Below are 14,917 nucleotides of genomic sequence, written 5' to 3' on the forward strand. Positions count from 1 at the left end.
CTCCCTCATTCCAACATCATCAGGCTGTCGTGCCCGTCACCAACCTCTATGGGCAGTACAGCTAGGTGACCCGCGCGAGGTCCTCCGGGGTGTCGACGTCGAGGGCCTCCCCCGGCCATGCGGGAACGTCGACCCGGGTGATCCGGCCCAGGGCGGCGCGCAGCGAATGCCCGGCCGTCCGATCCGGGAGCGCGGCCCGGAGCGCGTCGGTCCGCCACACCCCGATCAACCACTGGACCGCAGCGTGTTCGTCGACGAGTACCGCGCCGTCCGCGTCGGTCTCGTCCCGCAACGCGCCCCGTAGGCGCTCGACGGTGCTCGGTGCGACCGCCACGAGGTCGGCGGCGAACACGGCCACCTCCCGGACCGTGGGTGGCACGTGGGCCAGGCCGGCCACCAGCGCGGCGAGCGGGCCGGCCCCGGGTGGCTCCTCGCGGGTCTGGACGACGCCGGTCAGCCCCGGGCGGAAGGGGCCGACCACGACGACGGGCTCGGCCCCGGACACCGCCGACAGTGCCCGGTCGAGCAGGGTTCGGTCCCCGACCCGCAGGCCGGGCTTGTCCACGCCGCCCAGGCGCCGCCCGGTTCCACCGGCCAGCACGATGGCGGCCCAGGCGGTTCCGGATGTTCCGTGGGACGTTGTCCTCGCCCCCTCCGCGGGTTCGACGTACTTCCGCCTGCGACCACGCGACCGCGACACCGCCTGGTGGGCCGTGCTGTCCTGGTGAGCTCGGGCCAGGCAGCGGGGCTGATCCTCGCAGGTTCCGCGGACCATCATCCTCCGCCAGGGATCCGACGGATACCTGGGGGCACGGCTGATCAGCAGCGAGGGGAGGAAATCCGACCCGGAACAGTGTCGAAACAGGTGGTGGTCAAAGAATGCGCACGGCGTACGGCTGGATGCCGCCGTAGCGGACCGACGAGACGCGCACGACACCACCGGAGTACGGCGCCTCCACCATCATGCCGCTGCCCAGGTACAACGCGACGTGCGTTCCACCGTTGGGGCCCCAGAACAGCATGTCTCCCCGCCGCACCTGGGACAGCGGCACCCGCATTCCGGTGTTGTACTGGTAACCGCTGTACTTGGGCAGCGGGACACCCGCCCCGGCGAACGCATAGACCATCAGGCCGGAACAGTCGAACCCGACCTTGGCGTAGTCGCCGAAGGCGTCGGCCACGCCGCCGTCGCGGATGCCCAGGGTGGGGCCGTAGGCGTTACCACCGCCCCAGGCGTACTGAACGCCTAGCTGGGACATGGCTCGCCCGATCACCGTCTCGATGTTGCCCCGGCCGGAGATCCCCGGAACCGGAGATCCGGCCGGCACCGGCCGGTTCTGCGCTGCGGCCGCTGCCGCTGCCGCAGCGGCGGCTTCGGCCGCCCGACGCCGGGCTTCCTCCTCCTCGCGGCGCTTGGCCTCCAGCCACTCCTCGTACCGCCGGCGCTGGCCCTCCAGGGCGGCCACGTTCTCCCTGGCCTCCGCCAGCTCCCGCTCCACCTCGGCCTTGGTGTTCTCGATCCGCTCGGTCTGGCGCTGCTGCTGGCTGCGGGCCTGGATGGCGGCGGCCTTGGCGGCGTCGGCGGCGCGCTTGGCCGCCTCGGCCGCGGCCCGCTTGGCCTGGGCGTTCTCCAGCGCCTTGCGCGCCAGGGAGTCCTTGTTGGTCTTGTGCACCCGGGCCCGCTCCAGGTCATCGAGCACGTCGAGCTGGGAGCGGCTCACCAGATCCAGCATCTCGGCTCGGTCGAGCAGGTCCTTGGGGCCGCTGACGCCGAGGAAACCGGTGATCGAGCCCACGGTGCTGCCCTGCCGGTAGCTTGCGGCGGCGAACTCGTCGAGGCGTTTGCGGGCCTGTTCGATGGCGGAGTCGGCGGCATCGGCCTCGCGCCGGGCGGCGCGGGCGTCCTCGGCGGCCCTGCGGGCGGCCGCCTCGGCGCGCTCCAGGTCCACCAACGCCTTGCTGGCCTGCTCCATCTTGTAGGCGACCTCGTCGACGAGCTGTTGCAGCCGGGCCTCGGCCTCAGCGAGCCGGTTGGTCAGCTCGCCGACCCGCCTGGCCGTGGCCTCCACCTCGGCGTGGCCGGCGTCGATCTCGCTGTCGCTGGGATTGGGTGGGGGTGGAGGGACGGCGGCGCCGGTCCCGGGCACCGCGAACGCCACCGCGAGGGTCAGGGCACCGGCGAGGACTCCCCGCACCGTCCTCCGCATCGAGCACCGCACCGCCACGACGCTCACCTCCCCACGGGTCCACACCCGAGGCCCCGAAACCCCGCACGGCCACTTGAATGACAACTTTTCAGCCGAACGGAGGCATATAAGTACTCAGAGGAACTGTGCCACCGGGGTCACAGCCTTGCCACTTGAAACACTGACCACATCAGCCACAAGAGTAACACCGATATACGCAGAGTAGCCACAGTCCGTGATCAACTGTCCTGCACCGACCGAAGGGGCTGGACCGGCCGTCCCCGGCCCTCGCGTGCCACGAGGACGGTGCTCACCGTCCGCAACCCCGGGAAGCCCCGCTTCGGGTACGGCAGGAAACGGCCAGGATCGCTTAGCGCTTTCGGTGGTCTGGAGTTGTCCGCTTGGTCACGGTTGAGGCAGACGTCCCGGTCGAGCAGGACGTCGACGACGTTCGTGAACCGCTGCGATTCCCCGATGTCGACCACGACTCAGGGGACGTGGGCAGCGACGCACTCTCGTCACCGCGGCGACTCCGGCAGAAGGTAGCCACCGCGCTGGTACCTGCGGTAGGTCTCCTCAACGGAGACGCGCAGGTCCTCATGCAGGGCGAAGTACGCTGTCACCTCGGCCACCAGGTCGATGACCAACTGTGCGGCGGCGCCCAGGCGCTCCGGCCGGAACGCACCGTGCTTTTCGACCTTCACCCCCATCCCGGCATGATGGTGAACCCAGCGCGCGCAGTCGCCGGTGGCCGCGGTCAACCGGGCCAGCAGAACCAACGGCTGCCTCTCACTGTTGCCCGGCATCCGAAAACGAACATCCCGGTGGTAGTGCCCGGCGAGCGCGAAGGCTGCTCGCAGCACGTCGCGAAGCTCCTTGACCAGATTCCCCCGCACACGGGCGCGCTGGCCGCCGTCGGCCGCCACACGCAGGATCTCCTCGGCCAGTTCCCCCACCTCCTCGCACAGCCGGCCCAGTCGGTGCGGGGGTTCGTTGTGCTCCGGGAAACGTCGGCCGAACGCTTCCGCGAGTCCGCGCAGCGCCATCGTGAGATCGACTGGCTGGCCAGCAACATCAGTGATCGCGAAGCTGGGCATGTCGGCGAAGCACCGGGGTCAGTTGACCTGGCGGGAACGGCCGCGCCAGTAGGGTTCGCGCAGCTTGAACTTCTGCACCTTTCCGGTGGCGGTGCGCGGGATGCTGTCGCGGAACTCCACCGAGGTCGGCGCCTTGTAACCGGCCAGGCGGGCCTTGCAGTGGGCGATGATCTCCTGCTCGCTCACCTCGACGCCGTTCACCGGCACCACCAGGGCCTTGACCGTCTCCCCCCACCGGTCGTGCGGAACGCCGATCACGGCGACCTCCGCCACCGCGGGGTGGCTGAAGATGCAGTCCTCGACCTCAATCGAGGAAACGTTCTCCCCACCGCTGATGATGACGTCCTTCTTCCGGTCGGAGATCGTCAGGTGCCCCTCCGCGTCGAGGTGGCCGCCGTCGCCGGTGTGGAACCAGCCGTCGGCCAACGCTTCCCGGCTGGCCTCCTCGTGACACCAGTACCCCTCCAGCACCGTGTTGGACCGGGCCAACACCTCGCCACTCTCCGAAATCCGGAGCCGGGTACCGAGCGAGGGCGCCCCGGCACGGGACAGCTTGCGGGCGCGTTCCTCTGCCGGCAGCCCAAGGTCGGCCGGCCGCGTCCGGTTGAACGTCAGCAGCGGGCTCGTCTCGGTCAGGCCATAGATCTGCTGGAACTCCCAACCCAGCTCGGCCTCCATCCGTGCGATGGTGCGCGTGGGCGGGGGCGCCCCGGCACACACGATCCGTACCCGATCCCGCCCGGGGATCTCCCCCTCCCACTTCTCGGCCGCGTCGAGCACCATGTTCCACACCGCGGGCGCACCGAACATCAGCGTCACGCCGTGCCCCTCGACGCGCCGCAGGATCTCCGCGCCGTCGACCTTGCGCAGGACGACCTGCTTCACCCCGAGCCCGGCGAGCACGTAGGGCATTCCCCAGCCGTTGCAGTGGAACATCGGCAGGGTGTGCAGGTAGACGTCGCGCTCCCAGGTCCGGGTGTGCAGGCCGAAGGTCACCGAATTGATCCAGATGCTGCGGTGGGTGAGCTGGACGCCCTTGGGCCGCGCCGTCGTTCCCGACGTGTAGTTGATCGTGGCGGTGGCGTCCTCGTCCGGCGCGGACCACGGCCGGGGCTCGGTGTCGAACCGCATCACCTCGGTCTCGGTCTGCTCGCCGAGCACGAACCGCTTCGGCGCCTCGACCTCGCGCAGCGACTCGTCCAGTTCCGGGTCGACCAGCAGCACCGACGCGCCACTGTGCCGCACGATGTAGTCGACCTCGTCGGGCCGGAGCCGGAAGTTCACCGGCACGCACACCCGCCCGCCGGCCGGCACCGCGTACAGCAGCTCCAGCAGCCGGGCGGCGTTGTGGCTCACCACGGCGACCCGCTCGCCCTCGGCCAGGCCCAGCGCGTCCAGCCCGGCCTGCCAGGCCCGCGCCCGGCGCGCCACCTCGCCGTAGGTCGTCGTCGGCACGGGTGGGGCGGGCTGGTTCGGCTCGTCCACGATCGCGGGGCTGTCGGCGAAGACGGTCTCCGCCCGGTCAAGGAAATCGGTGACGGTGAGCGGCACGCGCATCCGGAGCACCTCCTGGCGAACTGCTGGCAGAAAGGTCCTCACCCTAAGCGAGAAAGCCGCGCGGGAACAGCGGTCTCAGCAGGGCCAACGCGGGGCATCGAGTTGGGGCCGCTTCCGCATCGAGCTGAACCCCATCTCCTTGGCGCGTGCGCAGAACTTTTCGTTGCGCAGGTTGTACTCCACGTGGAACACGGCCTTGCCCGCGTGAATGAACGGAAGCAGCTTGTGGCACTCGCGGAACTCGAAGCACTGCTCGTTCACGGCAAAGTCGAACGCGTCGACCAGCTCCGGGACCTGGTCGAGATCGTTCTTCAGCCCGATGGACAGTCCGCGGTCGTGCGCGAGTCCGGCGAGCATCCGGTTGTAGGTGAGCTGGTGTCCAACGGTCAGGGGAAAGCCGGTGTTGGCTTTGTACCCGTCCACCAGGTCCGCCTCGATCGCGTCGAAACCCTTGCGTCGGCACTCGTCGAACCGTTCGGCCATCAGGGATTCCAACACGTCGACACGCCGAATGTCCAGCCACCGCTCACCCGGCCATCCGTTGGGACGCCCGAGCAGTTCCGGGGGGAAGCGCCACCGATCCGGTCGGAAGTTTTCGAAGGCGCCGACGTTGACGTAACAGATGACCCGCCGACCACGGTCGTGCAGCGCCTGGATCTCCTCCGCGCTGGTCTCCACCCCATCGACGTCGTAGACGGCGGCATCGACGTCGAGGTCGAGCGTGCCCTCGAGCTGCCACTGCCAGGCGACGCCCGGTGTCGGCACCCAGCGTTGCGTCGGTGGGGGCGGCGTGCCCCTGGGCTCAGGCACGGCGTGCTCCAGCGCGGGTGTGCACCCTGGGACGGCGATGGCCACCGCGAGCAGGAACGGCAGTGTCCGGAAACATGTCACGCACCTAGCGTCATATGTCGTGGCAGACCCTGCCACGGATTGGCGCCACCCAACTCGGTGATGGTGACGACCCCGGCGTGGTAATGCGCGGCCAGGCGCGCCACGAGCCAGCGTCGCAACGGGGGCACGGCGTAGACCAGGTGGCAGAAGCGGTGCGCCGGATGGCGGCGGACCCAGAACGGCACCGTGAGACACCGGTAGGCGGGCCACGGCCCCTCGAACGTGACCAGCAGGTCGGCCAGCTCCATGTAACCCGGATAGGGGTAGACGCCGGGATTGAGCGTCGTCTCCGTCGCGCCTGCGCGTCGCATCGCCGCGCCGAGGCGCGCGTAGTAGGGCAGCCATGCGCGTTCGGCGGCCACCTGGTCGAGGAAGGCCCGACGAACCCCGTACCAGTCCCGGTAGCGTTCGACGTCCCGCAGGCAGGCGTCCCAGGGCCGGCGGCCGTAGTCGGTGTCGACGTACCCCGCGACCCGCACCCCGGCCGCCAGGAGCGGCTCGACCACGCCGGCGAACTCCGGGTCCCGCCGCTCCCCCGGCCCGTCGGCGATGTTGAGCACCACCAGGCGCAGCCGGTCACCCGCTGCCGCCAACCGCCGCCAGTCCGCCGGAGCCGTGAGCGGATGGAAGTAGGCCGGCACGACGCTGGGCATCACGGAAACGGACACGCCACCTCCCGCCACACGTCCGTCAGGGTCGTGGTCAGCGTCCGGGTCGGCCGCCAGCCCAGGACGCGGCGGGCGACCGTGAGGTCCGCCGCCTGCCACGACACCAGTGCCGAGCGGTCCGGGGGCGGCTCGGCCTCGTGCAGCGGGCCGTCGTGACCGGCGATCGACAGCAGGGCGCGCACCAGCTCCCGTACCTGGGTGGCCCGGCCGCTACCCACGTTGATCAACCACCGGGGGGTGCTGACCCGGGCGGCGGCCACGACCGCGTTCGCGACGTCGCGGGCGTCGACGAAGTCGCGGTGGTCACCGAGCGGACCCAGCCGGATCTCCGGCTCGCGGTCCCGCAGCTGGCGGACGAGCCGGCCGAGCAGGCTGCCCTCCGGGATGCCCGGACCGACCGGGTTGAACACCCGCAGCACCACCGCGTCCAGCCCGGCTACCCGGGCCAGCCGCAGGAGCTGGGTGCCGCCGAGCTTGGTCACGCCGTAGGCCGCCACCGGGTGTGCCGGGGTGTCCTCGGCGACCGCGATTCCGGTGCGGACACGGCCGTACTCGGCGGCCGAGCCGATGTGCACCAACCTGGTGGTCGGCCGGGTGCGCAGCATCGCCTCGGCCAGCCTCCCGACCGCGGTCGTGTTCACCGCCGCCTGCTCGGCGGGGGTGCCGCCGACCATGCCGGCCGCGTTGATCACCACATCGGGGTTGGCCGCGGCCAGCACGTCACCCAGTTCCCGTACGCCGGCGGTGGCCAGGTCGAGCCGGAGGTGCGCCTGGCCCGAGTCGACCGGCCGGCGGCCCGCGGTCAGCAGCCGCGCCTCGGGGTCGGTGACCAGCCGGTCCCACACGTGCCGGCCGAGGAATCCCGAGGCGCCGAGAAGGAGGTAGCGAGTCACGCGTGCCCTCCGAGCAGGATCGGGCGGAGCAGGGTGAACTCGGCGTTGGCGCGGTCGTAGTCGTCCGGACGGCCGATGTCCAGCCAGTACCCGTCGAAGGCGTGCTCGCGCGGCGGGGTTCCCGCCGCCAGCAGCTTTACCACCAGTTCGTCGAACCCCAGCGGCAGCCCGGGCTCGTAACCGCGCAGCGTGTCCGCGGACAGGCCGTAGACACCCATGCTCACCCGGTACTCGAGTGTCGGCTTCTCGCTGAACTCCACGATCCGCCCCTCGCGGGAGGAGAGCACCCCGAAGTCGATCTTCACCTGGCGCCGGTTGGTGGCCACGGTGAGCGGGGCGTCCTCGGCCACGTGCTGCCGCAGCACCTCGCCGAAGTCGAGGTTGGTGAGCACGTCCCCGTTCATCACCAGGAAGTGGCGTGGTAGCCGGTCCAGCAGGGCCAGCAGCGGACCGATCGTGCCCAGCGGGGACTCCTCCTGGGCGTAGTCCACCTCGATGTCCCATCTGCTCCCGTCGCCCACGTAGGAGCGGATGAGGTGGCCCAGGTGTCCGATCGCCAGCGTCGCGCTGCGGAATCCACAGCTGGCGAGCTGGTGCAGGACGATGTCCAGGATCGAGTGCTCCTCCCCGATGGGGACCAGGGGCTTGGGCAGGCAGGTGGTGTAGGGCCGCAACCGGACCCCCTTGCCCCCGGCCAGAACCACAGCGTGCACGGCGTCCCTCCTGTTCTGGGTTCACTGGTTGTAGAGGTCGGGCTTGTAGTGTTGGAGGTTGGCCGGGTCGACGAACCATTCGATGGTTGCGGCCAGCCCGGCGTCGCGGTTGTGGGCCGGCTGCCACCCGGTGCGCTCGCGGAGCTTGCTGGCGTCGCACACCAGGCGCATCACCTCGGAGTCCTTGGGGCGGACCCGGGCCGCCTCCTCCACGATGGACACCTCGCGTCCCATCACGCGCGCGATGTCGTCGGCGAGCTGGCCGATGGAGACCTCCTCACCGGTACCGGCGTTGAACTGCTCGCCGACCACGGCCGTGGCGGGTGCCGTCCCCACCGCGAGGAACGCCGCGACGGTGTCCTCGACGTAGAGAAAGTCGCGGGTGGGGCGCAGTGACCCCAGGCGAAGCTCCCGGGCCCCTGCGGCCAGCTGGCTGATGGTGGTCGGGATGACCGCCCGGGCCGACTGCCGGGGCCCGAACGTGTTGAACGGCCGGAGGATCACCGCGGGCAGGCCGAAGCTGAGGTGGTAGGACTCGACGAGCTTGTCCGCGCCGACCTTTGATGCCGCGTAGGGCGACTGCGCCTGGACGGGATGGTCCTCGGCGATGGGGACGGTACGCGCGGTACCGTAGGTCTCACTGGTGGAGGTGTGCACCAGCCTCGGGGTCTGCGCCTCCCGAACCGCTTCCAGCACATTGAGCGTTCCAGTGACATTGGTGTCCACATACGATCGCGGAGCGCGGTAGGAATACGGGATCGCGATCAGCGCGGCGAGGTGGTACACCGTCTCGGCGTCCGCCACCAGCTCGCGCACGCTGGACGGGTCACGGACGTCCCCCATGACGGTCTCGACCTCGGCCAGCACCTCGTGCGGCAGCGACTCCAGCCACCCCCACGAGCCGAACGAGTTGTACCACACCATGGCGCGTACCCGGTTCCCCGAGCGCACCAACAGGTCGACCAGGTGGGAACCGATGAACCCCTCGGCTCCGGTCACCGCAACAACGGATGTCACCTCGACACTCCTTGTCTGTTTCCCTAGACGTGACGCGAGACTCGCCCCACGACCACCCCGCCGTAGATCAGTAGCGCGACGGTGAGCGCACCGAACGTGCCGAGCTGGGCCTCGATCGGGTCGAGCCAGATCGGGGTCGGCTGGGGAATGAAGATGTCCACCATGGCGAGAATCTCGGCTCCGTACAGGATGAAGACGTCGACGATCAGCGCCACCGCACAGGAGGCCAACACGAATCCACTGACTCCCATCGCCTGCAACAGCAGGGCGATGAAGAGCGCGGCAGCGGCGACAACCGGGACGGCTCCCCGAATCGCAAGATCAATCTCATCGACGCCCGGCTCCCACCGCAGCGCGAGGACCGGCGCGGTGAGTGAGACTGTCGACATCAGATAGTAGAACCACACGGTGAGCAAGGAAACCCTTGCCTGCCGGGAAAATTCTCCAATTCCTTGACAACGTCCCAGTAGGTCGTAGGTGTGTTGCCGGTACCCGGTCAACAACCACTCCGCGATACCCATGCTCAACGACAACGACACCGCCGTGCTGGGAACAGAGGGCCCATCAGCCGCAGGAAGACCACCGGTTGCCAACAACACCATTCCTGCCGCGAGTACACCGAACAACACGTGGGGCAACGCACGCACGGAGTCCCGCGCTCTCAACGAGCCCCGTTTGGCCGGCGGTCCACCCCTGGTGTTCCGTAACGCGAGCAACGCGATCGCGATCAGGCACGTGGCCGACACACCCCCGACCCAACCGGACAGCGAGAACGGTCTCCCCAGCACGAGGTAGGTGAGACAGACCGCCACGAGCGGCAGGAGCACCGACATCAGTTGCCATTCGGCACCCAGGACAAGCAGGACCGTGGCGGCCAGGAGGTACACCACGAGCCCGGCGGCCAGCGCCACCACCCCGAGTTCGGCACCGGTGAGCGCGGCCATTCCCACCAGGCCGGTCACCAGGATTCCGGAGAGCAGGAGAAACCCCTTGCGCAGCACGAGCATGGCGCCACCGCGGTCGAGCTGGCCCAACCGTGACCATCCGAGGTAGGCCAGTCCCTGCCCGGCCGACCACGAGGCCACCAGCGCCACGACGAGGAGGGTGAGCTGCACCGGCCCGAAGAACAGCGGGGTCAGCGCCACATAGCACGCTCCCGGAAGGGCGAACAGCACGCCCCTGGTCATGTGGGTGAGGGGCTGGACCTGCCACGGGCACGGCTCCCGTTGCGGTTCCGCCGGGTTCCTCGGTACCACGGCGAACAGCTCGCGGGCCAGGGCGAAGACATCGGGACGGCGGAACCGCTCCCGCGCTGAACGGTCGTTGATCCCATCGGCTTCGAGGGCGGCCGCAATCTCCAGCGGGTCAACCGCGTTGGCGCAGGTCTGCTCCATCTGGTGGGCAAGCTGGTGCGCGGGATCGGTGGGGGCCAGGACCCGGACCGTCGGCCCGTCGGCCGTGCCGAGGCCCGCCGGTGCCACCTCGGGAACGGTTCCCGCGCTCATGCCGAGATCACCGGCCTAGTTGGAAGCTCCCACCAGCGGGCCGGGGAAGGCTGCAACGGCAACGGCATATCCGAGCCCAGGGCCCGGTACATCTCGTCGAAACTCGACACGGCCTTGTCCACGGTGAACTGGCCCAGGGCCCTCGTGCGGGCGGCTCTGCCGAGCCGTGTCCGCAACACGGGATCGCGCAACAGTCGCAGGCACGCCTCGGCCATGGCCGTCGGATCGCGCGGCGGGACGACGAACCCGGTGTCCCCCACCGCCTCGGAGACACCTCCGACATCGGTCGCCACCGTGGCCCGCCCGCAGGTCATGGCCTCGATCAGGGTGTAGGGAAAGCCCTCGGAGATGCTGGACAACACCACGACGTTGCCGGCCGCGTAGGCGTCCCGGATCTTCTCCACCCGGCCCTCAAAGGTCACCGACTCGGTGAGGCCGAGCTCGGTGACCAGGTTCCGGCACCGTTCCAGGTATCCCTCATTCCCCTTGGGCGTGCCACCGAAGATGCGTAGCCGTGTCGCCGGCAGCCGGTACCGCACGAGGGCGAAGGCACGGATCAACGTTTCCAGGTCCTTGATCGGGTCGATGCGCCCGGCCCAGCTCAGGGTGGGTACCGCCGGCTCCTCTGCGGCAGGTGGGAAGGCTTGTGGGTCGACGCCGTTGTAGATGGTGCGGATGCGTCGTGGGTTCGCGCCCAGCCGCTCCTCCCACCGCTGGTTGTAGCGGTTTCCCGGGGTGACCAGCACGGCTGAGCTGCACGCGAGCATGCACAGCCGGCGGGTGAAGGCCAGCAGCAGGGACTTCACGGGCCACCGGTACGGACCGGTGCGCAGCGCGAGGTAGCGCTCGCGGAGGTAGATGCCGTGCTCGGTGAGCAGGAGCCGCGCCCCGTGCTCCCACTGGGCGGCCAACGCCACCAACGTGGCCAGCCCGTTGGCGACGCAGTGCACGATTCTGACGTGTGGGGGAGGCACGGAGAGAGGGCGGAGAGAAGCCATGAGCAGGCGCATTGCGGTGACCGCGTCGCCGACGGTCGGTTTCGTTGCGGCAATACGGGGGTCGCGTTGCCACCGCTCCAGCACCATCCGCACCGCGAGTTCGTCATTCATCACCACCGCAAGGTCTTCCTGGCGCGCGTGTTCGTACAGCGCGCGCAGTGCCTGGGCGAACCAGACCTGTGCGTGGTCGTCGGGGTCCAGCAGGGAGTCGAACAGTAGCTGCAGTGCCGGTGCGAATTGGCGGAGGGCTCGCCGACCGACCCGGCTCGGCGGCACCGGTCCCCACAACGGGATCGGGGTCACGGTGGTCACGTTGCCCGGTATCTCCCAGACGAGGCTCTCGCTGCCGGTACCGACCAGGGCGACGAGGTGGAACTCGTACTGCGACAGCCCGCGCACGAGCTGGTCGCACCACACGCTCACGCCCCCGAAGCCATAGGGGTAGGTGCCCTCGGTGATCAACCCGACCTCCATCTGTCGCACCCCCATCAGGCTTCCGTTGGGAGCACGATCGCCACGGTCGATGCGGCGGTCCGGTATCCGGAGCGCTCGCCCGCGTAGCCGTCGCCGAAGACCTTCGCGACGGGGCTGGTGAGCCAGCTGCCCTCGGGAACGGTGACCGGAACCTCCAGCCCGTCCGGTCCCCGCACGGTGACGAGGTTGCCCCGCTGGTACGCGACGATCTCGGAGCCGTTGGTCAGGGCCGCACGCCACCTAGCCTGGCGGAGCAGCATCTGGCCGGCCTCGCCGTGTCGCGGGTTCACCAGTGGGGCGTTGCCGGCGAAAACGTCCCGGTACTCCTGCAGCACCGAGTCCAGGAACGGGTAGAGGAGGCGTTCCTCGGCCAGGTTGGACTGGTGCGTGTAGTGCGGCCGGGGGTCGTTGGAAAGCACGTGCCGAAGGGCGATACGCGTCTCCATGGGCACGATGTGGGACCGGTAGCCCGTCGCCGGGTCGAGGGGCTCGATACAGGTCATGGTTTGCGGGTTGTCCTCACAACGGCCACTACCGCCGTCAGCACGCGAGGTGTAGATCCAGTTGTACTGGTCGACCTCCTCGACCTCGGTCCCCACGTTGTAGAAGAGGTTCACCGGGTGCCGGGGAACGGTCAGTGTCCCGCCCACCGGGCGCTGCCCGGGGTCACGCGAGTTGTCCGAACCCAACCACCGGATCTCGTTGGCCTCCAAGGCCGGAGCGAGGTTCGGGTTGTCCGCGGGTTGCGGGGGCAGGACCCGCAACCCGGAATGCTCGCCGGTGACCAGCTCGTCCGGCCGGATAGACAAACCGTTCCGCATCGCCCACTTGATGTTCTTGCTGATCTCCTCGCTGATCATGCGTTCGCTCACCCAACGGGTCCTGCCGGTGGAGTCGGTCGCGCAGGTCCACGGGATCGTCGAGTGATCCTGTTCGCACCCGAGATACGGGTGCGAGTAGGTGTGGTTGGTCCAGCGGAACTCCGGCCTCGACTCCAGGAAGGCGTCGGTGAGCGGGTCCGCACCGTTTTTGGCCATCGCCTCGTCGCTGCCGCCGCCGTTGAACAACAGGTCGGGCTGGAACCGGTTCCTGCTCTGCCAGTCCCTGAGGGCGGCGACGTCGGACTCGGTCATCCGGATCTTCTTCGTCGGCGCAACGTCGGGCGGGCAGTCGCTCCCCGGTGTGCAGTTTCCGGTGACGCTCCAGCGGGAGTTCAGCAGGAACACGTCATCGACGTGCATCGAGAAGTAGTTGCGCCAGTGTCCCAGGTGGACGCCGCGGGTCATCCAGCTGATGAGGCCATGCGCGAACAACCGGAAGTGGGGTTGGTGGGCGTGGTAGGAGAAGGTCAGTACCAGCTGCTCACGGCCGTCGTGTTGGTGGACACCGGCCAGCACTCCCGTCTGGCCCCCACCGGGGGCCGGTGCGGTCAGCAGCGGAAGGAAGCTTCGGCCGGTGGTTGGGTCGGCGGGCAGCGGATTCGCCAGGTGCCCGTAGGTCTCCGGCACCGAGGCGTCGTTGTCGGCGAAGCGGATGGGACCCCGTAGGTATCGCCACGCTCCGGCGAGACCGTTGGTGGTGACCTGGGTGGTGGTTCCGTCGAGCGGTCCGGAGAACCACGGGGCACCCAACCCGGTCCCGGCGCCGGGGCGCTCGGAGGCGACAACCTCCCTGATCCGGAAACGCCGCTGGAAGTCACGCATCGCGGTGCGCTCGGTCTCGGCGAGCCCGTTCGGCATCGCGCTCGGCAGCACGACCGCCTGAAATTTCGCCCGTTCCGTCCCCTCCACCGTGTCGGCAAGGAACGCGTCGGTGATGACCGGCCGGTCACCGTCGGCAAGCTCGACGACCTGGGTGGGGACACCCTCGTCGGCCAGGGCCGCACGGATCGCCTCGACCGGTGGTGTGCCGTTGGTGACGAGGAGCACGCGCAGGTCGATCCGGGGGCCATCGGTCGACGTGACGATCGGAACCGTCGGGGCGGAGACCGGGGCGGTCGGCGCGGAAGCCGGGATGAGTGCACCGACGAGCATCGTGACCGCTGCGGCGAGCACAGCGGCCATGAGCGACCGGGACCGGACGGCAGGTGGCATCAGCGGCGATCTCCATTCGGTGCTACCTGGGCGAAACCGTTGGCGGACAGGCTTATCCGCGACGACAAGGCATGTGCCATGGAGTGCGGGGGAGGCCGGGTTTTGGCCCACGTCTGACTCTTTCCCCGCCGGTTCCCGTTGGCGCCGTGGGGAACGGGTAAGCAAGGGACACGACGAGGGATCCGGTCAAGGAAAAACGTCTGGCCCGTCTGGCCGACGTGGTGAGGGCTCGGTGGTCACGGCGGACGGCCGGTGGGTGCGGTGGCCGTGCCCGAGCACGAGGGCAACTCTGCTAAGAGGACACTTGCTTCACAGAGCCTCCAATCGATGGACGACAGGGGTTGGCGTGGCACGCGGAACACGCCACACGGGAGCGACGCCCCGACTATCGCGCACCACGCGGCGTGTCATTACGCGCTTGGCAACAAATTCCCGTTCGGCCAGCACTCTCCACCCGAACAGAGCAATAACGAACCGGTGCACTGACCCATAAGGAGTACACAATCTTGGTTCGAACAGCCCAGCACCGGCGGCCTCATGGCCCCCTCACGGGGACCAGAAACCGGTGCCACGGCAAGAAGTTTCACAATCGAGAAAGCTACCAACAGGTAATCCGGTAATCGTGTTTACACCCAACCAGAAATGCCCCGCAATTCGCCGGGAAGGACCAATTTTCGGCAACAATGATTACCGGCGGCGCCGGGTGGGACCCGGACGCGCTACGACATCCCAGTGATCCACCCGGGGAGCCATCGCCCGAAAGAGGGAGGACGTCCGCGCGCAGCGGTGTGATCCACCGGACCAGTTCAGTCCGGAGTAGACATC

General features: G+C 69.1%; 12 protein-coding genes. All 12 read right to left on the bottom strand.

Annotated features, from left to right (window positions below):
• Positions 1-61: 61 nt before the first annotated feature.
• On the bottom strand, positions 62-775 hold the full coding sequence (mobA, locus tag IEY55_RS14100) for a molybdenum cofactor guanylyltransferase (RefSeq protein ID WP_189057897.1): 714 nt from the start codon (positions 773-775) through the stop codon (positions 62-64).
• 97 nt (positions 776-872) lie between these two features.
• Positions 873-2,234, bottom strand: a complete 1,362-nt coding sequence (locus IEY55_RS14105) for an NlpC/P60 family protein (RefSeq protein ID WP_308424759.1) — start codon at positions 2,232-2,234, stop codon at positions 873-875.
• A 470-nt stretch (positions 2,235-2,704) separates the two neighbouring features.
• On the bottom strand, positions 2,705-3,283 hold the full coding sequence (locus IEY55_RS14110) for a nucleoside triphosphate pyrophosphohydrolase family protein (RefSeq protein WP_189057899.1): 579 nt from the start codon (positions 3,281-3,283) through the stop codon (positions 2,705-2,707).
• Between the two features lie 18 nt (positions 3,284-3,301).
• On the bottom strand, positions 3,302-4,840 hold the full coding sequence (locus tag IEY55_RS14115; RefSeq protein ID WP_189057901.1) for an AMP-binding protein: 1,539 nt from the start codon (positions 4,838-4,840) through the stop codon (positions 3,302-3,304).
• Between the two features lie 75 nt (positions 4,841-4,915).
• Positions 4,916-5,731 (bottom strand): endo alpha-1,4 polygalactosaminidase, encoded by an 816-nt coding sequence (locus IEY55_RS14120; protein ID WP_229686365.1) that lies wholly within the window; start codon positions 5,729-5,731, stop codon positions 4,916-4,918.
• Positions 5,728-6,399, bottom strand: coding sequence for a spherulation-specific family 4 protein (locus IEY55_RS14125; protein ID WP_189057903.1), 672 nt, complete (start codon positions 6,397-6,399; stop codon positions 5,728-5,730). Before IEY55_RS14125 ends, IEY55_RS14120 begins: the two co-directional genes overlap by 4 nt.
• On the bottom strand, positions 6,384-7,292 hold the full coding sequence (locus tag IEY55_RS14130) for an NAD-dependent epimerase/dehydratase family protein (protein ID WP_189057905.1): 909 nt from the start codon (positions 7,290-7,292) through the stop codon (positions 6,384-6,386). Before IEY55_RS14130 ends, IEY55_RS14125 begins: the two co-directional genes overlap by 16 nt.
• Positions 7,289-8,005: a sugar phosphate nucleotidyltransferase gene (locus IEY55_RS14135; protein ID WP_189057907.1), complete on the bottom strand. Its 717-nt coding sequence runs from the start codon at positions 8,003-8,005 to the stop codon at positions 7,289-7,291. The genes IEY55_RS14130 and IEY55_RS14135 overlap by 4 nt, the downstream gene beginning before the upstream one ends.
• Positions 8,006-8,026: 21 nt before the next feature.
• Positions 8,027-9,022, bottom strand: coding sequence for an SDR family NAD(P)-dependent oxidoreductase (locus tag IEY55_RS14140; protein ID WP_189057909.1), 996 nt, complete (start codon positions 9,020-9,022; stop codon positions 8,027-8,029).
• 23 nt (positions 9,023-9,045) lie between these two features.
• Positions 9,046-10,527 (bottom strand): hypothetical protein, encoded by a 1,482-nt coding sequence (locus IEY55_RS14145; protein WP_189057910.1) that lies wholly within the window; start codon positions 10,525-10,527, stop codon positions 9,046-9,048.
• Positions 10,524-12,014, bottom strand: a complete 1,491-nt coding sequence (gene pelF, locus IEY55_RS14150; protein WP_189057912.1) for a GT4 family glycosyltransferase PelF — start codon at positions 12,012-12,014, stop codon at positions 10,524-10,526. Before pelF ends, IEY55_RS14145 begins: the two co-directional genes overlap by 4 nt.
• Positions 12,014-14,092, bottom strand: coding sequence for a hypothetical protein (locus IEY55_RS14155; protein ID WP_229686367.1), 2,079 nt, complete (start codon positions 14,090-14,092; stop codon positions 12,014-12,016). The genes pelF and IEY55_RS14155 overlap by 1 nt, the downstream gene beginning before the upstream one ends.
• Positions 14,093-14,917 lie beyond the last annotated feature (825 nt).

The organism is Longimycelium tulufanense (genome assembly GCF_014645795.1).
In the GTDB taxonomy this organism is placed as follows: Bacteria; Actinomycetota; Actinomycetes; order Mycobacteriales; family Pseudonocardiaceae; genus Longimycelium; species Longimycelium tulufanense.

Coding starts and splice junctions, on each gene's coding strand:
- mobA (WP_189057897.1), bottom strand. CDS start 775: ATGGTCCGCGGAACCTGCGAGGATCAGCCCCGCTGCCTGGCCCGAGCT.
- IEY55_RS14110 (WP_189057899.1), bottom strand. CDS start 3,283: ATGCCCAGCTTCGCGATCACTGATGTTGCTGGCCAGCCAGTCGATCTC.
- IEY55_RS14115 (WP_189057901.1), bottom strand. CDS start 4,840: ATGCGCGTGCCGCTCACCGTCACCGATTTCCTTGACCGGGCGGAGACC.
- IEY55_RS14145 (WP_189057910.1), bottom strand. CDS start 10,527: ATGAGCGCGGGAACCGTTCCCGAGGTGGCACCGGCGGGCCTCGGCACG.
- pelF (WP_189057912.1), bottom strand. CDS start 12,014: ATGGGGGTGCGACAGATGGAGGTCGGGTTGATCACCGAGGGCACCTAC.
- IEY55_RS14155 (WP_229686367.1), bottom strand. CDS start 14,092: ATGCCACCTGCCGTCCGGTCCCGGTCGCTCATGGCCGCTGTGCTCGCC.